Below are 17399 nucleotides of genomic sequence, written 5' to 3'. Positions count from 1 at the left end.
GACGCACGCCCGCCGCGTACCCCACGAAACACCACCGGACGCACGCCCGCCGCGTACCCCATCAACCACCCCCACGAATCACCGCGCCCGGAAGCCGCTCGGCGGGGTGCCGAGTACGCGCTGGAACATCGTCGTGAACGCGGCCGGGCTCGCGTACCCGAGCGACGTCGCCACCTCCGCCACCGGGTGGCCGTTGGCGAGCAGCGGCAGCGAGTGCAGCACGCACGCCCGCTGCCGCCACCGCGCGAAGCTCATCCCCGTCTCCGCCTGGAAAAGGCGGTGCAGGGTCCGCTCGCTGACATGCAGCTCCGCCGCCCAGCGCGCGGGTGGTTCGTGGATCCGCGGATCGTCCACAAAGGACTTGCAGCGGGCGCGCAGGCGTTCGTCGCGCGGGAGGGGCAGGTCGAGCGGGAGCGGGGCGAGGCGGGCGAGTTCGTGCAGGATCAGGCTCATCAGCGTGGCGTCGCGCCCGCGCCGGGCGTAGCGCGCGGGCAGTTCCACCGCTTCGGCCACCAGCTCCCGCAGCAGCGGCGACACCTCCACCACCTGGCAACGGCGCGGGAACCACGGCACGGCAGCCGGTTCCAGGTACAGGCTCCGCGTGCTGACATCGATCATGGTGACCTGGTGCGCCGTCTCCGCCGGGATCAGGACCGCCCGTTGCGGCGGCACCGTCCACGTGCCGTCCGCGGTCTCAACGCGCATCGGGCCGGTGCCGTAGAGGAACTGCGCCCGGCGATGGTGATGCCACGGCAGCAGGTGGTCCGGCGGGTAGTCGGTGCCGATCGCGAGCACGTCGCGGTCGAGGTGGTCGACCTCGTCGAGCGGTACGTTGCGCACCACCCCAAGATAGCTGTCCGATCCGCGAAAGAACCTGGCGATCTTTCGATTGCCCGCCGCACCGGCCCGGCCTAGCGTCGATGCGGTGCTCACGACGATCCTGATCCTCCTGGGGTTCGGCTGCCTCAGCGGCGTCACCACCGTCCTGTTCGGATTCGGCGGCGGCTTCGTCACCGTCCCCGTCGTCGCGCTGGTGGACTCCATGCACGTGGCGGTCGCGACTTCGGCGGCGGTGATGGTGGTCAACTCGGCGGGCGCCGCCATCACGCAGTGGCGAGCGGGCAGGCTGCGCCCGGAATACCTGTGGCCGCTGGCCGGTTTCGTCGCGATCGGCTCGGTGATCGGCGCCTTCGCTGCGACGTTCGCCGGGGACTCCTTGTTGCGCGCGCTGTTCATCGCCTATCTCGCTCTGACCATTGTGGACAGTCTGCTCAGGCGCGGTTTCCTCGCACGCGCCGACTCCGCGCCACGCCCGCTCAGCCGATTCACCTCGACCGCGGGCGGCACGGTGATCGGGGCGGTGGCGAGCTTCCTCGGCGTCGGCGGCAGCGTGATGACCGTACCTCTGTTGCGGCGCAAGGGTTTGCCGATGGCCGAAGCCGCCGCGATGGCCAACCCGCTGACCGTCCCGGTGGCCGTGATCGCGACCGTCGTCTACCTCTTCGCGGGCACCAGCACGGGCGGCGGGCAGGCCGGTTCGGTGGACCTGGTCGCCGGCGCGGCGCTGCTGGCCGGTTCGCTGCCCACGATCGCGGCGCTGCGGCGGGTGCCCGGGCGCATCCCGGACAGGGCGCACGCGGTCGCGTACGTCGCACTGCTCGCCGTGGCGCTCGGCGCCGTCGTGCTGGAATGACGACCGGCTCGCCCGGTAGCTGTCACGTTCCCGGCCGCCGCCCCGTCCCCGGGGCATGACAACGACACTCGCCACTTTCGCGAAGCAGAACACGGCCCTGCTCACCACCTTCAAACGCGACGGGACGCCCGTCGGCACCCCGGTCACGCTCGCCGTCGAGGGCGATCACGCCTACTTCCACACCTACGACGCGGCGTGGAAGGTCAAGCGGATGCGCAACAACCCCGAAGTGGAAATCGCCCCGTCTTCCCTGTCCGGCAAGACGAAAGGCCCCGCGATGCGCGCCACGGTCCGCCTCGTCGAGGGCGACGAAGCCGCGCACGCGAAGCGCCTGCTCGCGCGCAGTCACCCGATCCTGCACGGGGTCCTCGTGCCGGTCTCCCATCGCTTGAAGCACTGGAAGACCCTGCACTACGTGCTACGCCCGCTCCCCTGACGCACGCTCGCGCAGCACGTACTTCCGGATCTTGCCGGTCGAGGTCTTGGGCAGCGGCCCGAACTCCACCGATCGGGGCGCCTTGAAATGCGCCAGGCGTTCCCGCACGAACTCGATCAGCTCCCGCTCGCCCGCCTTCGCCCCTTCCCGGAGCGTGACGTAGGCGGCGGGCACCTCGCCCCAGCGCTCGTCGGGCCGCGCGACCACCGCCGCCTCCAGCACCGCGGGATGGTCCGCGAGCGCCTGTTCCACCTCGACCGAGGCGATGTTCTCCCCACCCGAGATGATCACGTCCTTGCTGCGGTCGCGCAGTTCCACGTACCCGTCGGGGTGCACGACGCCGAGGTCGCCGGTGCGGAACCAGCCGTCCGGCGCCGCGGCGCGGGTGGCCTCTTCGTCCTTGAGGTAGCCGAGCATGACGTTGTTGCCCCGCAAGGAGATCTCGCCCACCGACGCGCCGTCCGCGGGCACGTCCCCGCCGTCCGGGCCGATCACCCTTGCCTGGCAGGCGATCATGTTCCCCACCCCCTGACGCGCCTTGAGCCTCGCCTGCGCATCGGCGTCGAGCCCGTTCCATTCCGGGCGCCAGTCGCAGATCATCGCCGGGCCGAAGGTCTCCGTGAGCCCGTAGAGGTGCGTCACGTCGAAGCCCAGCTCCCCCATCCGCCGCAGGATCGCGGGCGACGGCGGGGCACCTCCGGTGGCCACCCGCACCGGAACGTCCACCGGCGCGGCTTCGGGCGCGTACGCGAGCATCGACAGCACCGTCGGCGCGCCGTTGAGGTGGGTCACGCCCTCCTCGCGGATGAGCCGCCACACCTCCGCCGGCTCCACCTTCGGCAGGCACACGTGCGTGGCCGCGGCCGCGGTGACCGCCCACGGGAAGCACCAGCCGTTGCAGTGGAACATCGGCAGCGTCCACAAATGCACCGAAGACGGCGAAAGTCCCGTGTGCCCGACCATCGCGAGCGCCTGCAGGTACGCGCCGCGATGGTGGTACATCACGCCTTTCGGGCGCCCGGTGGTACCGGACGTGTAGTTGATCGACAGCAGCGAACGCTCGTCGTCCGGCGTCACCGCGAACGGCTCCGCCGCGGCCAGCAGCGCCTCGTACTCCTCCCCCGCGCGGATCGTCGTCTCCGGCTTCGTGTCCAGTTTCGACACCAGCCCGTCGAACGCCGGGTCGTGAATCAGCACCGACGCTTCGGAATGGGCGAGGATATAGGAAATCTCCGCCGCCGAGAGCCGCGTGTTCACCGCGACCAACGGCACCCCCGCCCACGGCACACCGAAGTTGGCTTCCAGCAACACATGCGTGTTCGGCGCCAGCACCGCCACCGGCCGCCCCTGCGCCCGCGCGGCGAGCACCCCCGCCAGCCGGCGACAGCGGTCCCGCAGCTCGGCGTAGGTCCACCGGCGCGCGCCGTCGATCACCGCGATCCGGTCGCCGTGCGCCGAGGCCGCCCGGTCCAGGTACGCGACCGGAGTCAGCGGTTCGAACGACAGTCCAGCGCTCATCCCGGCCTCTTCCTCGTCGATCGGCCACCTCATCCGGATCGTAGCGGCCTGCCTCCGCCCGCATCGGCCAGTACTGTGGCGGTGACGCCCGAGACGGAGGAGCGAAGCGTGCGAGAGGTCTTGTGAGCGACGCGCTGGACGAAACCTCCAGCGCCCTCAGGCATCTTCCCCCCGGCCTGCGTTCCGCGGGCGAAGCACGGGGCTTCGTGACGGAGGCCCTGCGTTCGTGGGCGGTGCCGGAAGACGTGGTCGAGGACATCGTGCTGGTCACGTCGGAACTGGTGACCAACGCGCTGGAGCACGGGCACGGCGCGGTGGACGTCGCGGTGCGGCGGATCGGGGACGTCGTCCGCCTGTCGGTACGCGACGAAGCCGACGCGGAGCCGGTGCTGCGGCAGCTGACCGAGTCCTCGCCGCGCGGCCGCGGGCTCGCGATGGTCGCGGCGATCAGCGCCGCGTGGGGGTACGACCCGGCCGCGCCCGGCAAGTGGGTGTGGGCCGAGTTCCGGCTTCACTGAGCCGGAATCAGGCTCCCGCCAGCCAGCGGCAGAGCAGCAGGCACACGTCGTCGTCGTGGTCCGCGGTGCCGAGCATTTCGGCGAGGATCCTGTCCCCCGCTTCGCCGGTGTCCAGATCCGCGACGTCACCGAACACCTCGGCGAGCCGGTCCATCCCGGTGTCGATCGGCCGGGTACGCCGCTCCACCAGCCCGTCGGTGTAGAGCAGCGCGGTGTCGCCGGGGCGCAGCCCGGTCTCGTACTCGTGGATGGCGAAGGCGAACGGCACGCCCATCAGCGGCGCGTTCGGCTGGTCCAGCGCGCGCACCTCACCCTCCGCCCCGGCCACGAAAACCGGCAGGTGCCCGGCGTTGGCCCAGCGGATGCGGCCGGTTTCCAGCTGCAGCTCGAGCACCACCGCCGTGGCCAGCAGCGGGCTGTGCCAGCCGCGCAGGAGACCGTGCGTCAGCCGCAGCGTTTCGGCTGGGCCATGGCCCTCGGTGGCGTACGCGCGCAAGGCGTTCTGCAGTTTCCCCATGATCACCGCGGCGTCGAGGCCGTGCCCGGTGACGTCCCCGACGGTGAGCACGATCGTGCCGTCGTCGCGGGTGAAGGCGTCGAACCAGTCGCCGCCGACGTTGACCCCGCGCGCCGCGGGCAGGTACCGCGCGCACAGCTCGAGGTCTTCCGGAGTGTCCAAAGTGGGCAGCATCGCGCGCTGAAGCCGTTCCGCCATCTCACGTTCGCGCTCGTACTCCCCCGCGTTGCGCAGCCCGACGGCGGCGCGGGCGGCGACGGCCACGACGAACGCGACGTCGTCCTCGCCGAACTCCTCGCCGTCGTGGCGGACGTCGAGCGCGCCCATCAGGATCGGCCCGACCGTCAGCGGCGCCAGCATCCGGCCCGGCGCCGTCACGGGCTCACGGGTGGACAGCACGCGCTGCACGAGGTTGTCGGGTTTGCCGCCGGGACGCGGTTCGCGGTGCACGCGCCTGTCGTCACCGAGCAGCCACACGTCCGCGGAGGTGGCGACACCCTCCCGGATCACCAGGTCCACCAACGCTTCCGCGACCTCGTGCCCGCGCAGGGACGCCGAAACCGTGCGGCTCACCTCGTCCAGCAGCACCGAGCGCTGACGCTGCCGCTCCACTTCGGCGTGCAGCGCGAGCAGCCCGGCATTGGTCTGCTCCAGTTCGGACCGGTGCATGCGCAGTTCCCGCTGCTGCCGTTCGACGGTCTGGCGCAGCTCCCGCACGAGGTCCTCGAGGCCCGTACCGGTCACCGCGCGCCACCCCCGGAGGCCACCACCACACAGGCGTCGTCGCGGCCGCGGCCGTGCTGCCCGAGTATCCAGGCCGCGGCGACCGCCGGATCATGACGGAACAGGCCGGGCCAGTCTTCGGCGTTCCAGCGGTCGGACACCCCGTCAGTGTGCAGCACGAGCGTTCCCGCCCGGGACCAGGCTTCGGCCGTTTCGGCGGGACGCCCGCCCGCCGACGCCCCGACGATGCCGGGCCGGGAAAGCAGCCGCCGCACGCGTTCGCCCGGTCGCGGGTAGTGCCGGGTGGAGATGTTCCCGATCCCGCAGAAGCGCAGCGTCTCCCCGGCCGTGGCCAGTTGCACCACGGCCACGGTCGCGCCGCGGGTCCTGGCCAATGCTGTCTGCATCACGTCGAGAATACGGACCGGGCGCAGTCCCGCGCTCGTGGACACCAGCTCGACCGCGGCCCCGGCGGCGGTCGCCGCGGGATCGCCGTGGCCGAGCCCGTCCGCGAGCGCGACCGTCACCACGCCGTCGTGTTCGGCGGCAGCCCACATGTCGCCGCACGCCGTTTCGCCCGGTGCCGTCAGGCGTGCGGCGCCGAGGCGCAGCCCGGGCAGCGCCGGGTCGCCGGTGTGCCAGCGCGCGAGCACGGCCGTGCCGCGGCCGACGAGGGTGTACACGTCGAAGAAGTCGGCGGCGCGGCGCGCGCTGCCGAGCCCGCCGCCCATCGTGCCGGTGGTGGAAAAGCCGTCGCGCAGGCTTTCTTCCAGCCGCGCGATGCCGGGGCCGCGGTCGGTGGCGAGCACGTCGAGCGCGCCCGGCACCCGCATCACCGAGATGACCCCGCGGCCGGCGTGCTTGGTCAGGTTCGTGGCCAGCTCGGTGGCGGCCAGCGCGACCCGGTGGACCTGGGCGCTGGGCAGGCCTGCCTGCTGGGCGGCCGCGGCGGCGAGCCGCCGGGCGCGGCTCACGTGACTGTCCTCGGACACGACGAGGTCGGTCCGGATCATGGCTTCCTGCGGCAGGAAATGGCGAGCGTGATCACGGTGCCCTCGCCCGGCGAAGACGCGATGTGGAACCGGTCGGCCAGCCGGCGCGCCCCGCCGAGACCGAGGCCCAGCCCCGAGCCGGTGGTGTAGCCGTCGGTCAGCGCGCGCTCGATGTCCGGGATGCCGGGCCCGGAGTCGGTGAACGTGAGCTGCACGGTGCTCGCCGCGGGCGTTTCGGACTGCTCGATCTCGGCCTTCCCGCCGCCGCCGTAGACCAGCGCGTTGCGCGCCAGCTCGCTCGCCGCGGTGACGAGTTTCGTCTGCTGCACCAGGCTGAAACCCGCGCTGACCGCGGCCTCCCGCGCCGCCTGGCGCACCTGCACGATGTCGGTTTCGGTCTGGATCACCACCGTCGTGGTCGACCCCGCCCGGCTCACGGACGTGCCGTCCCGTGGCCGACGAGGGCCAGGCCGTCGTCCACGGACAGCGCGGTGCGCAGCCCCGGCAGCATCAGGCCGAGTTCGACCAGGGTGATCGCGACCGCGGGACGCATCCCGACGACGACCGTCTGGGCCGCCAGCAGCGACGTGGCCGCGGCGATGTCGTGCAGGGTGCGCGCGAGGAAGGAGTCGACGACGTCGAGCACGGAGATGTCGATCAGCACGCCGCGGGCGCGCTGCGCCACCACCTGCTCGGTGAGGTGCTGCTGCAGTTCGGCCACCGAATCGTCGACGAGCTCGTCCTGGATGCTGACCAGCAGGACACCGCCGACGTTGACGACCGGGACGCGCGCCATCACGCACCGTCCGGGCGGACCGAGAGCCCGAGGCTGCCCAGCGCGTACTCGAAGGCGTCGGCCAGCCGCGCCCTGGTGACCACGTCGCCGAGGTCGATGCCCAGCTGCACCATGGTGTGCGCGATCTGCGGCCGGATCCCGCTGATCACGCATTCGGCGCCCATCAGCCGGGCGGCGAGCGCGGTGCGCAGCAGGTGCTGGGCGACCATCGTGTCGACCGTCGGCACGCCAGTGATGTCGAGGATGGCGACCTTGGCCTGCTGGTCGAGGATCGCCTCAAGCAGGCTCTCGGTGGCGACCTGGCTGCGCATGGTGTCCAGGGTGCCGATCAGCGGGATCGCGAGTATCCCGTCCCACAGCTTGATCACCGGGGTGGACAGCTCGGCGAGCTGCTCGCGCTGGCTGGCGATGGTGTCGCGGCCCGCGGTGATCGCGGCGTCGAGCAGGATCAGGCCGAGGGTGTCGACCGCGCCGCTGAGCACGGCGGCGCCACGCGCTTCCGCGCCGTCGCCGAGCTGCTCCTCGTGCCACAGGCGCAGCAGCGAAGCCTTGAGCGCGCTGGTGCGCCGGGCCGTCTGCGAGACCAGGTCCGCCTCGTGTTCCTGTTGCGTGGCAAGGGCTTGCAAGAGAGTGCGGATGTCGGCGAACCCCGCCGCGTCGGGTTTGTCCCCGTCGCCGGCGACGACCGCGCGGCGCAGCCCGGTGAGCACCTCGCCGCCGTCGAGCACGGCCTGTTCCTGGTCCGTGCCCTGGAAGAACCGCGCCCCCGACCAGTCGGCGACGATGCTTTCCCTGCGCCGCTCGAGAAACTCGCCGACAATGGAGTTGATCTCCGCGTCCGAAGGTGTGCTCATCGCTCCCCAGCTCCGCCGCCACGGACACGGTAACGTCCGCGCAAGGTTGTTCCTGCTTTGCGGCAAAGCTAAATCACCCGCCACGGGAGAACAAACCGGGGCCCCGGACGAAGAGGAGAGACCTGTTGTGAGAAAGGGCGAGGGCGTCGGGGCGCGCGGGAGCGCGGTCACGGTGGAGAGCTCCGGGAGGACCGGGCGGATCAAGCTGCTGGGCGAGATCGACCACTCCGCGGTGCAGCAACTCGACCAGGCGGTGCTCGAACTCCTCGACGGCGGCAGCGAGAAGCTGGAGTTCGACTTCGCGGACCTGTCCTTCTTCGACTCGGCGTGCATCAGCGCGCTCGTGCGCGCCCACTCGCGGGCCCACGAGCGCGGCGGCGAGATCACGCTGGTCAACGTCAACCCCTACGCGCGCCGGATCCTGGACCTGACCGGGCTGGCCGACGTGTTCGCTCTCAGAGATTGAGTCGATGGCACTCAACTTTGGGAACAATGGGCGGCTCAACTCCGTTGTGCGGAGTGAACGGCCCGATGGGCGGGCCGGAGTTTTCAGGAGGTGAGCGAGATGGCGCAGACCGCCATTCGCCCGGCCGGCACCTTGACCCGCTGGGACCCGTTCCGTGACCTCGACCGCTGGTTCGATCAGTTCGCCGGCCGGCCCGAGCAGCCTTCCCAGGCGTGGGCGCCGCGCGCCGACGTGTCGGAGACCGAGCAGGAGTACGTGCTCGACGTGGAGCTGCCCGGGGTCGTCCGCGAGGACATCGCCGTGGAAGTGACCGGCAATCTGGTGGCCGTCACGGGCGAGCTGAAGGAGAAGGAACGCGAGGGCCGCTTCCACCGCCGTGCCCGCCGCACCGGCCAGTTCTCCTACCGCGTAACACTTCCGCGCGACGTGGACGGCGACAAGGTCGAGGCGGTGCTCGACGAGGGCGTGCTGACCGTCCGGGTGCCGAAGGTCGACGCGGCCAAGCCGCGGCGCATCGAGATCACCGGCAAGTAAGCGCTTTCCGCCCGTCGTCGCCGGAGGGCCCGGAGCGGCAGCCCCGCTCCGGGCACTCCGGCGCGCGGGAGGTGTTGACCGCCTGGAGAACCGGGGCGCCGCACGTATTCCGTTGGCGGGGCCACCCGGCGATACTGGGCCGGTGGCAGACACCCTGAGCGAGCTGGCCGCGGACACTGTGCTGACAGGGCGGGTGCACTCGGTGCGCATCGCCGGCGCGGGGTTTTCGGTGCAGGCTGGCCGCGAGGACGTTTCCGGCTGCGGGGCGATCAGTCTGCCACTGCACGTGCACCTGCACGGGCAGCGGATCGGGGTGCTGACGGCCTACTACGACCGCGGCCACCCGCCCGACGAGTCCACAATGGACTTCCTGAACCGCCGTGCCGCCGAGGCGGCGGTGGCCGCGCTGCGCCTGGAAGGCGCGCTGGCCGAACGCGCGAGTATGGCCCGGGAGCTGAGCGAAACCCTGGTGCCCCAAGTCTTTTCGCTGCGCAGGAGCGCCGGCAACCTGCGCCGGCGGCTCCACGAACCCGGGCCGGCGGAGCAGGCGTCGGAGGAGCTGCTGACGCTGTCCACGGCCACGCTGACCGAACTGCGGGCCTTCGTCGCGCGCCTGCATCCGACCGCATTGGACGGTGCGTTCACCGAGGCCGTCCGGGTGCACGCCGCTTCCGTCGAGGCCGCCACGGGCCTGCGGGTGCGGGTCGAATGCACGGGCGAGCCACCCGTGGAACTGCACGAGGAAGCTCTCCGCGTCGTGCGGGACGCGCTGGCCGACGTGGTCCGCCGGGCGAGCGCGACGAACGTGACGATCCGCCTGCACCACAACGAAATCGAAGTCCAGGACGACGGAGCCGGAACCTGTCTCGGCACGCGAAGAACGGGCTTCGGGCATACTCCGGCCGCGGAATCGCCCGTCTTTTGATCTCCCGCTCCGCGGGTAGCCAGGGGGGTGAGCGGAGGGAGCGAGATGAACGACGACGCGAGCGAACTGGTGGCGCGGGCCCGCGGCGAACTGGCCGACACGGCCAAGGCCATCAGTGATCACCGGTTCCTGGATCTCCTCGCCGGGCACGAGGTGCCCGAAGGCCGGTTGCGGGCGCTGGCCGCCGAGCAGGCGCTGATCGTCGGCAGTGACCGGCGGAGTTTCGCGCACCTGGCCGCCCGGTTCCCCGACGGCGAAGCCGGTGACTTCTTCCTCGGCCTCGCCGGAGGCGAGGGAACCGCGCTGGACGCGCTCGCCGGGTTCACCTCCTGGCTGGGGCTCCCGGTCGAGGAGATGCTGGCCTACGAGCCGCGCCCGGGCGCGCAGGCGTATCCGGCCTTCGTCTCGTGGCTCGCGCTCAACGGCTCCCGCGCCGACGTCGCGCTCGCCTTCACCGCGAATCTGGCCGCGTGGGGCGAGAACTGCGGCCAGGTGGCCGCCACGCTGCGCTCGGTCTACGGCGCCACGGACGAGGCGGTCGCGTTCTTCGAGTTCTTCGCCGAACCCCCGCCCGGGTTCGAGGAGCACGCCTTGGCCGTGATCGCCGAGGGACTCGCCGACGGGGAGTCACCGGTGCGGGCCCGCCGCGCCACGAGACTGTTGCAGGCGTACGAACTCGCGTTCTGGGACGCGCTGGCGGAAGGACTTTAGTGGCACTGAGCGAGCAACTGCGGTCGGCGGCCGACGAGATCTGGCAGGCGCAGCACGCGCATCCGTTCGTGCGAGGGCTCGGCGACGGAAGCCTGGAGCCCGAACGGTTCCGGTTCTGGATCCGGCAGGACTACGTATTCCTCGTGGAGTACGCCCGGCTGCTCGCGCTGGCGGCCGCGCGCTCCCCCGACCTGGAGACGATGACGCGGTTCGCCGGGCTGCTGCACGAGACGCTGAACGAGGAAATGGCGCTGCACCGGTCGTATTCGGCCGAGCTGGGGATCGATCCCGGCGCGCTCGAACGCGAGGAGCCTGCCCCGACCACCCGTGGCTACGCCGATTTCCTGCTGCGCTCGGCCGCGGTCGGGGATTTCGCCGAGCTGCTCGTCGCTCTCCTGCCGTGCATGTGGGGGTTCAACGAGATCGGCCTGCGCCTGGCCGCCGATGGCGCGCACGACCGCTACGCGAGCTGGGTGCGGATGTACTCGTCGGCGGAGTTCGGCGATCTCGTCGGCTGGCTGCGCGAGTTGACCGACCGGTATACCTGGAGCGCCGGGCTCGAGCGGGTGTTCCTGGCCAGCAGCCGCTACGAACTGGCCTTCTGGGAAATGGCCTGGCAGCAGGAAAGCTGGCCCTCACTCACCCAACCCGGCGGCTAGGTGGTGTTTTGTCAGTGGCGGAGCCGCTGGCGAGGACAGCGCCGACTGTGGTGGGAACACGGCCCTCGAGCGCGTCCGCCGGGGGTGGTGGTCGGGCTGGCGGGTGGGAATTCAGTCCCTAGCTCAACCCTCCCGTGGCCGGGCGGCCAATGCCGCGACCGGGGTCGCGGGCGTGGCGGTGACCGGGTAGCCGAACCGCAGGATCAGCTGGGGATATCCGCCCAGCCGCAAGCGGTCCACGAGGCCGGCCCGCACTTCGGGCAGCCGCAAGGGTTGCGTCAGCACCGATCCGGCGAGTCCCGAGGTGATCGCGGCCAGCCAGCCGCGCTGCAGCGCCATCCCGGCGAGCACGTGGTCGGTGCGGGTGTCGGAAGCGGTGACCAGCACGAGCATCGTCTCGGTGCGGAGCCGTTCGATGAGCGTGATCCGGTCGGGCAACGTGGTGCGGGCGGTGACCAGGCCGGTCCACGGCACCGTCGCGGCGTCCTCGAACCGCTCGGGGAACCGGGCGGTCCACGCGACCAGTTCGCGTTGGTACGCGTGGTCCTCCCGCAGGGTTTTCGCCGCCAGTGACAGCAGATCCGCGAGCGCGGTGAACTCCGGCACGCCCCGCACCGCCCGGATTTCGACGCCGGGCGAGGTACTGGCGAGCACGAGCACCCGCAGCACGGTGGGCGGCACGGGGTGCAGGCTGAACGGGGCGCGGTAGCTGCGCCGCCGGAAGATCGCCGAGTAGCGCTCGACCTCTTCGGCGCTCGCGTCCTTGCGTCCCGCGATCCGCAGCCGCGCCACGAGCTCCGGCCGGGCAGGTTCGGGGAACAACGTCAGCGCCGGCTCGAAACCCAATGCCCGCACGGCGAGTTCGAGATTGGCCAGCGCCGCCCCGCAGGAGATCATCCGGTCCCGGCCGGCCGGGTCGTGCCGGGGCGGCCCGGCGTCGGGCAGCTCGACGAGCCGGACCTCGCCGTCGCGGGGTTCGATGAGCCAGGGTCTGCTGTGGTGCACCGAGGGCGCGCGGCCCGCGGCGCCCACCAGCACCCCGGTTTCGGTGGCCGACCACGTCATCGCGCCGCTCCTTCCGTCACGGAACGGTGCCGGGTGACGGATTCCGGCCGGCGCCGCGGCGTCGGCGGCGCGGCGAAGCCATATCCGAGGCGCAGCACCACCTGCGGGTGCGCGCGATCGCCGAGCAGCCGGCGCAGCGCGATGCGGGTGTGCGCGATTTCCACCGGCTGCGAAAGGAACGACGCGCTCACCCCGGCGGTCGTGCCGGTCAGGAGCACCCGCTGCATCGCCTGCCCGGTGCGCAGCTGCGCGAGCGGCGTGTCGGTGAACGAGCCGAGCACCGCCACCAGCGGTTCACGTTCGTACGGACGTTCCGGACGGCTGGCCTGCCCCGGGTATTCGCGTGGCGTCAACAAGGATCCCGGTGCCGGGCGCGGACCGCCCACCCCGGCCGGCACCCCGTCGTCGCGATCGCCGTCGCCGCAGGTCCACTTCCTCAGCTCCGCCTGGAAAGCCGGGTCCGCCTGCTGCAGGTTTTCCGCGTGGCGCAGCAACGCGGCAAGCTCGTCGACGTCGGCGGGGCGTTCCAGCAACGAAAGTTCCGCGCCCTCGACCGCCGCCGAATGGAGCAGCGCGTGCCGCACCCACAACGGAACCGGCCGGTCGGTGAACGGGCGGCGGTTGCTGCGCCGCACCTGCACCGCCCGCGCCAGCGCCCGGTCCTCGGGCGTCGGCGTGCACACCGTGCGGAGCATGATCGTGCCCATCAGCTCCGGTCGCGCGCGCTCGGGCAGGAGCCGCACGGTCGACGCGCGCCCGGCGGCGCGGAGCGCGAGCTGGATGTTCAGAATCGCAGCGCCACAGGACAACCGGGCTTCCCTGGCGTCAGGGTCGGCGACCGCGAGCACGCGGCCGGAGTCGAGCACGACGTCGATCCGGTCGCGGCCGAGTTCGAAACGCCAGGGCTGCGTGTTGTGCGGGGACGGTGCCCGCACGGCCGCCTCCAGCGCGAACGCGACCGGATCCGGCTGCTGCGGGTGGTGGGTTGCGGTCATCGCGATGCTCCCGGGGGCTGGGTCCGCTGGCACGATCTCGCGGGAGGCCTCCGGCGGGGCAGGGGCCGGTGGCCCCATTTGCCGGGTCTTTGTGCCCTTGGCGCCGGCCGCGCGGCGTCCTGGTTTTCCGGCCCGGTCGGTGCCAAGCTTGGCTGCATGCCCGGAGAAGGGAGCGGCCAGCCGTCCTTGCGTGGCACGCTTTCCCAGCTGCGGCTGCGGGAACTGCTCGGCGAGGTCCAGGACAGGGTCGAACAGCTGGTGAGCGCGCGCGACCAGCTCGACCTGCTGCTGGAAGCGATGCTCGCGGTCGCCGCGGGCCTGGAGCTGGATGCCACGCTGCGCCGGATCGTGCACGCGGCGATCGACCTGGTGGACTGCTCCTACGGCGCGCTGGGCGTGCTCGGCCCCGACGGCACCGGCCTGGCGGAGTTCGTCTACGAGGGCATCGACGAGGAGACCCGCCGGGAAATCGGCGACCTGCCCGCGGGCCACGGGCTGCTGGGGTTGTTCATCGAGCAGCCGAAACCGTTGCGGCTGGCCGATCTTTCGCAGCATCCGGCGTCGGCGGGGTTCCCGGCGGGTCATCCGCCGATGAAGAGCTTCCTCGGGGTGCCGATCCTGGTGCGGGACAAGGTGTTCGGGAATCTCTACCTCACCGAGAAGACAGGCGGGCAACCGTTCACCGAGGACGACCAGGTGGTGGTGCAGGCACTCGCGGCCGCGGCGGGCATCGCGGTGGAAAACGCGCGCCTGTACGAGGAAACCCGGTTGCGGCAGCAGTGGCAGGAGGCCACCAGCGAGATCCGCGCGGAGCTGCTCGGCGCGACCGACCCGCGCGACGTCCTGCATCTGATCGTGAACCGGGCGCTGACGCTCACCGGCGCGGACTTCGCCTTCCTCGCCCAGCCCGACGATCCGGAGCTGCCTGCCGCGGAAGTCACCACGCTGGTGGTCACACGGAGCGCCGGGCTCGAGCCGTCGAACCTGAGCGGGCGGGAGATCCCGGTCGAAGGGTCCAGTTGCGGGCTGGTGTTCCGGGACGCGGTCCCCCGCCAGCTGCCGGGCATGCGCTACGACGTTTCCGAAGGGGTGGAAGAGAAGCTCGGCCCGGTCCTGCTGCTGCCGCTGCGCGCGTCGGCGGAATCGGTGTCCGGGGTGCTGGTCGCGGTGCGCAGCGCGGGCACGGAGAACTTCGACCCCGCGCATCTGCCGTTCGCGGCGTCGTTCGCCGACCAGGCGGCGCTGGCCCTGCAGCTGGCGGACGACCAGCGGCGCCTGTACGAGCTGGAAGTACTCGCGGACCGGGACCGGATCGCGCGCGATCTGCACGACCACGTGATCCAGCGGCTGTTCGCGCACGGGCTTTCGCTGCAGAGCACGCGGCTGCGCACCCGCTCGCCGGACATCCAGCGCAGGCTGGCCGACATGATCGACGACGTGCAGAACATCATCGCCGAGATCCGGACCGCGATCTTCGACCTGCACGGCGGGCTGGAGGGCACGAGCCAGGTCCGCAAGCGGCTGCACGAGATCATCGCCGAGGTCACCGGAGAGGCCCCGATGCAGACCACGGCACGGATGTCCGGGCCGCTGGGCGTCATCTCCGCCGAGCTGGCCGAGCACGCCGAAGCGGTGCTGCGGGAAGCGCTTTCCAACGCCGTGCGGCATTCCCGCGCGCGCACCCTGTCGGTGGTCGTGTCGGTGCGGGACGATCTGGTGATCGACGTGACCGACGACGGGGCCGGGATGCCCGCGAACACCGCGCGCAGCGGGCTGCGCAACCTCGCGGCGCGGGCACGGGACGCGGGCGGGAGTTTCGTCGTGGAGACCCCGGAAAGCGGCGGCACCCGGCTCGTCTGGCGTGCGCCGGTTTCCTGACGCGCTCAGGCGCCGACGCCCGCGTCCGGCTCCTTCTTCTCGACCTTCTCGACCAGACTGAAGCCGGTGACGAGTTCGGGGTGGATGCGCACGACGTAGTCCCCGCCGGGCTCGCCCGGGGTCCACGGCCGCAGCAGTTCCTCGTAGCGCGTCAGCGCGGGCCCCGCGCGCAGCCGCCGGGCCACCCCGGTCACGATCACGCTCCAGCTGACCTGGCCCGACTCGGAGACCACGTCGGCCTCATAGGCGACCACGGTGTCCAGCGCCGAGGACAGGCCCGCGTCCGCGTTGCCGCGGATGATCACCTGGCCGCCGTCGATGAGGTGGCTGACCGGCCGGATCGCGGGCAGCGCCTGATGAGTGAACACGATGCGGCCCACGCCGACGCTGCCGAGCAGGCCGAGGGCCTCCGCGCGGGTGAGCTGCTGGAACCTGGGAGCGGTCATGCCCGGCCCCGGCATGGCCCTGCCGTCGAAGACACCCCGCCATTTTCGTCCCGCTCCCGGTGCGCGGGAAAGGGCACAAAGTCCCCGGAACGATCAAGCCGCGGACGCCGTCCACAGCGTACGGCCCCGGAGGGAAGTCCTTTGTTCCCAACGGTTCCACTGTGGACGCCCGTGCTCAGCGGACGACGGCCACCGGGCAGCCGCCGTGCCGCAGCAGTGCCAGCGCGGTCTCGCCGAGCCCGGCCGCCGCGCCAGCCCCGACCACCACCAGCCGCGCCCCGGCCGAACGGACGAGCAGGCTGCCCGGCGCCGAAATCAGTCCGGCGCCACGCAACACGGCCTCCCCGGCGGCGAACTCCACCGCCGCGCCGGAACCACCGGCGACGACCGGGCCGCCGTCGGGCGGCGGCTCCCCCGGTGTGCGCCCGCGCACCACGACGACCGGACTGCACGCGGCCGCCACGGCGACCGCGACGGGGCCGGGACCGAGCACGGTCAACGCGGCGTCGGCGCTCTCGCGGACCAGCGTCGGGCACACCTCACCGGACGGGGAAAGGCGGCGCACTTCGATCCCGGGCGCCAGGTCGCGCGCGGCCCATTCGGCCGCACGAAGCCATTCCCCGCCCCGCTCCCCGCCCTCGCCGCGTACGTGACACAGCCGGAGCGAGACGTGCCGGCGCGCGGCTTCGCCGGCAGCCCAGCGCACGGCGTGCAGGGCCCCTGGCGAACCGTCCACGCCGGCGAGGATCGAACGCCGCGCGGCCATCGGCCCAGTGTGCGCGCGGGGGACGCGCGGCGGCAGAGCCGCGCGTCCCCGGCGCCGGGGTCCTTGTGCCCTACCCCTTCGCCGGTAGGTAGCCGGGGGCGACGCGGCCTAGGCTGGGGGCCCTGGGACCGGACCCGGAGGTGAACGCGGTGATCACAGTGTTCCTTGTCGACGACCACGAGGTCGTCCGGCGGGGGGTGGCGGACCTGCTGGAGGCCGATCCGGACCTCTCGGTCGTCGGGGAGGCGCCGACGGCCGCGCAGGCGCTCGCGCGCATCCCCGCGCTGAAGCCGGATCTGGCGCTGCTGGACGTGCGGCTCCCCGACGGCAACGGCATCGAGCTGTGCCGGGACCTGCGTTCCCGGCTGCCCGAGCTGAACGTGCTGATGCTGACCTCCTACACCGACGAGGAGGCGATGCTCAACGCGATCCTCGCCGGCGCGGGCGGCTACGTCATCAAGGACATCCAGGGTTTCCAGCTGATCTCCGCGGTGCGCGAGGTCGGCTCGGGCCGCTCGCTGCTGGACAACCGGGCCGCGGCCACCCTGATGGCCAAGCTGCGCTCGGACGCGGCCGAGACCGGCCCGCTGGCCGGGCTGTCCGAGCGCGAGCGCACGCTGCTGGACCTGATCGGTGAGGGACTCACCAACCGGCAGATCTCCGAGCGAATGTTCCTCGCCGAGAAGACGGTGAAGAACTACGTGTCCCGGTTGCTGACCAAACTCGGCCTTGAGCGGCGCACTCAGGCGGCGGTGCTGGCCACGAAGATGCGCGAGGAGCGGGGCGGGCGGCCGCGCCGCTGAACGTCCACAGTGGAGCCCGGCGATGATCCACTGTGGACGAGTGGAATTCGGCCCCTGGGAAAGGGTCCTTCGACTCTGCCCCGGCCGGTCCGCGTCAGGGAGGG

At 72.0% G+C, this 17399-nt stretch carries 21 protein-coding genes; 10 read left to right on the top strand and 11 right to left on the bottom strand.

Features of this window, described 5'->3' with window-relative positions; translation table 11 throughout:
• Positions 1 to 78 precede the first annotated feature (78 nt).
• Positions 79 to 840, bottom strand: a complete 762-nt coding sequence (locus FPZ12_RS42505) for an AraC family transcriptional regulator (protein WP_144758374.1) — start codon at positions 838 to 840, stop codon at positions 79 to 81.
• Positions 841 to 925: 85 nt separating this feature from the next.
• On the opposite strand from FPZ12_RS42505, the gene FPZ12_RS42500 reads away from it, so the two are divergent.
• Positions 926 to 1693, top strand: coding sequence for a sulfite exporter TauE/SafE family protein (locus FPZ12_RS42500; RefSeq protein ID WP_144758372.1), 768 nt, complete (start codon positions 926 to 928; stop codon positions 1691 to 1693).
• Between the two features lie 55 nt (positions 1694 to 1748).
• A complete protein-coding gene (locus tag FPZ12_RS42495) occupies positions 1749 to 2129 on the top strand; it encodes a PPOX class F420-dependent oxidoreductase (RefSeq protein WP_144758371.1) in 381 nt (126 codons plus the stop codon).
• Here the strand turns inward: FPZ12_RS42495 and FPZ12_RS42490 are convergent.
• Positions 2112 to 3680: an acyl--CoA ligase family protein gene (locus FPZ12_RS42490; protein ID WP_243770316.1), complete on the bottom strand. Its 1569-nt coding sequence runs from the start codon at positions 3678 to 3680 to the stop codon at positions 2112 to 2114. The two genes, FPZ12_RS42495 and FPZ12_RS42490, sit on opposite strands and share 18 nt — an antisense overlap.
• An 89-nt stretch (positions 3681 to 3769) precedes the next feature.
• Between FPZ12_RS42490 and FPZ12_RS42485 the strand changes: the two genes are divergently transcribed.
• A complete protein-coding gene (locus FPZ12_RS42485; protein ID WP_279537873.1) occupies positions 3770 to 4165 on the top strand; it encodes an ATP-binding protein in 396 nt (131 codons plus the stop codon).
• Positions 4166 to 4172: 7 nt separating this feature from the next.
• On the opposite strand, the gene FPZ12_RS42480 is transcribed toward FPZ12_RS42485, so the two are convergent.
• Genes FPZ12_RS42480 through FPZ12_RS42460 form a run of 5 tightly spaced genes read right to left on the bottom strand, consistent with a single transcriptional unit; the run spans position 4173 to position 8047 of the window.
• The gene (locus FPZ12_RS42480) at positions 4173 to 5426 is read right to left on the bottom strand and encodes a PP2C family protein-serine/threonine phosphatase (RefSeq protein ID WP_243770315.1); all 1254 of its coding nucleotides are present in this window, start codon (positions 5424 to 5426) and stop codon (positions 4173 to 4175) included.
• On the bottom strand, positions 5423 to 6418 hold the full coding sequence (locus FPZ12_RS42475) for an ATP-binding protein (RefSeq protein ID WP_144758369.1): 996 nt from the start codon (positions 6416 to 6418) through the stop codon (positions 5423 to 5425). The genes FPZ12_RS42480 and FPZ12_RS42475 overlap by 4 nt, the downstream gene beginning before the upstream one ends.
• Complete coding sequence (locus tag FPZ12_RS42470; RefSeq protein WP_144758368.1) at positions 6415 to 6834, bottom strand: anti-sigma regulatory factor; 420 nt, start codon at positions 6832 to 6834, stop codon at positions 6415 to 6417. The genes FPZ12_RS42475 and FPZ12_RS42470 overlap by 4 nt, the downstream gene beginning before the upstream one ends.
• Positions 6831 to 7193: an STAS domain-containing protein gene (locus FPZ12_RS42465; protein WP_144758367.1), complete on the bottom strand. Its 363-nt coding sequence runs from the start codon at positions 7191 to 7193 to the stop codon at positions 6831 to 6833. The genes FPZ12_RS42470 and FPZ12_RS42465 overlap by 4 nt, the downstream gene beginning before the upstream one ends.
• Entirely contained in the window at positions 7193 to 8047 is an 855-nt protein-coding gene (locus tag FPZ12_RS42460) for an STAS domain-containing protein (protein ID WP_144758365.1), read from the bottom strand. The genes FPZ12_RS42465 and FPZ12_RS42460 overlap by 1 nt, the downstream gene beginning before the upstream one ends.
• 127 nt (positions 8048 to 8174) lie before the next feature.
• On the opposite strand from FPZ12_RS42460, the gene FPZ12_RS42455 reads away from it, so the two are divergent.
• The 5 genes from FPZ12_RS42455 to tenA all read left to right on the top strand — a co-directional run bounded on the left by FPZ12_RS42455 (position 8175) and on the right by tenA (position 11342).
• Positions 8175 to 8513, top strand: a complete 339-nt coding sequence (locus FPZ12_RS42455; protein ID WP_243770314.1) for an STAS domain-containing protein — start codon at positions 8175 to 8177, stop codon at positions 8511 to 8513.
• Between the two features lie 99 nt (positions 8514 to 8612).
• Positions 8613 to 9047 carry an Hsp20/alpha crystallin family protein gene (locus tag FPZ12_RS42450; RefSeq protein ID WP_144758361.1) on the top strand — a complete coding sequence of 145 codons (435 nt, stop codon included), beginning with the start codon at positions 8613 to 8615 and terminating at the stop codon, positions 9045 to 9047.
• A gap of 142 nt (positions 9048 to 9189) precedes the next feature.
• Positions 9190 to 9972 carry a sensor histidine kinase gene (locus FPZ12_RS42445; RefSeq protein WP_144758359.1) on the top strand — a complete coding sequence of 261 codons (783 nt, stop codon included), beginning with the start codon at positions 9190 to 9192 and terminating at the stop codon, positions 9970 to 9972.
• A gap of 45 nt (positions 9973 to 10017) precedes the next feature.
• Positions 10018 to 10683: a thiaminase II/PqqC family protein gene (locus tag FPZ12_RS42440; protein ID WP_144758357.1), complete on the top strand. Its 666-nt coding sequence runs from the start codon at positions 10018 to 10020 to the stop codon at positions 10681 to 10683.
• The gene (gene tenA / locus FPZ12_RS42435; protein WP_144758355.1) at positions 10683 to 11342 is read left to right on the top strand and encodes a thiaminase II; all 660 of its coding nucleotides are present in this window, start codon (positions 10683 to 10685) and stop codon (positions 11340 to 11342) included. The genes FPZ12_RS42440 and tenA overlap by 1 nt, the downstream gene beginning before the upstream one ends.
• A 123-nt stretch (positions 11343 to 11465) precedes the next feature.
• On the opposite strand, the gene FPZ12_RS42430 is transcribed toward tenA, so the two are convergent.
• Together FPZ12_RS42430 and FPZ12_RS42425 are read right to left on the bottom strand one after the other, a co-directional pair.
• Positions 11466 to 12407 (bottom strand): Acg family FMN-binding oxidoreductase, encoded by a 942-nt coding sequence (locus tag FPZ12_RS42430; protein WP_144758353.1) that lies wholly within the window; start codon positions 12405 to 12407, stop codon positions 11466 to 11468.
• A complete protein-coding gene (locus FPZ12_RS42425) occupies positions 12404 to 13402 on the bottom strand; it encodes an Acg family FMN-binding oxidoreductase (RefSeq protein WP_144758351.1) in 999 nt (332 codons plus the stop codon). The genes FPZ12_RS42430 and FPZ12_RS42425 overlap by 4 nt, the downstream gene beginning before the upstream one ends.
• 156 nt (positions 13403 to 13558) lie before the next feature.
• Here FPZ12_RS42425 and FPZ12_RS42420 point away from each other — a divergent pair, with 156 nt between their 5' ends.
• The gene (locus FPZ12_RS42420) at positions 13559 to 15280 is read left to right on the top strand and encodes a sensor histidine kinase (RefSeq protein ID WP_144758349.1); all 1722 of its coding nucleotides are present in this window, start codon (positions 13559 to 13561) and stop codon (positions 15278 to 15280) included.
• 5 nt (positions 15281 to 15285) lie between these two features.
• On the opposite strand, the gene FPZ12_RS42415 is transcribed toward FPZ12_RS42420, so the two are convergent.
• The gene (locus FPZ12_RS42415; RefSeq protein WP_243770313.1) at positions 15286 to 15726 is read right to left on the bottom strand and encodes a pyridoxamine 5'-phosphate oxidase family protein; all 441 of its coding nucleotides are present in this window, start codon (positions 15724 to 15726) and stop codon (positions 15286 to 15288) included.
• A gap of 175 nt (positions 15727 to 15901) precedes the next feature.
• Entirely contained in the window at positions 15902 to 16492 is a 591-nt protein-coding gene (locus FPZ12_RS42410) for a universal stress protein (protein ID WP_150980761.1), read from the bottom strand.
• Positions 16493 to 16641: 149 nt separating this feature from the next.
• Here FPZ12_RS42410 and FPZ12_RS42405 point away from each other — a divergent pair, with 149 nt between their 5' ends.
• Positions 16642 to 17295: a response regulator gene (locus FPZ12_RS42405; RefSeq protein ID WP_150980759.1), complete on the top strand. Its 654-nt coding sequence runs from the start codon at positions 16642 to 16644 to the stop codon at positions 17293 to 17295.
• The last annotated feature ends 104 nt before the right edge of the window (positions 17296 to 17399 follow it).

Origin of the sequence: Amycolatopsis acidicola, from assembly GCF_007713735.2 — a bacterium.
In the GTDB taxonomy this organism is placed as follows: domain Bacteria; phylum Actinomycetota; class Actinomycetes; order Mycobacteriales; family Pseudonocardiaceae; genus Amycolatopsis_E; species Amycolatopsis_E acidicola.
This window is presented reverse-complemented; position numbering and strand designations above follow the sequence as displayed.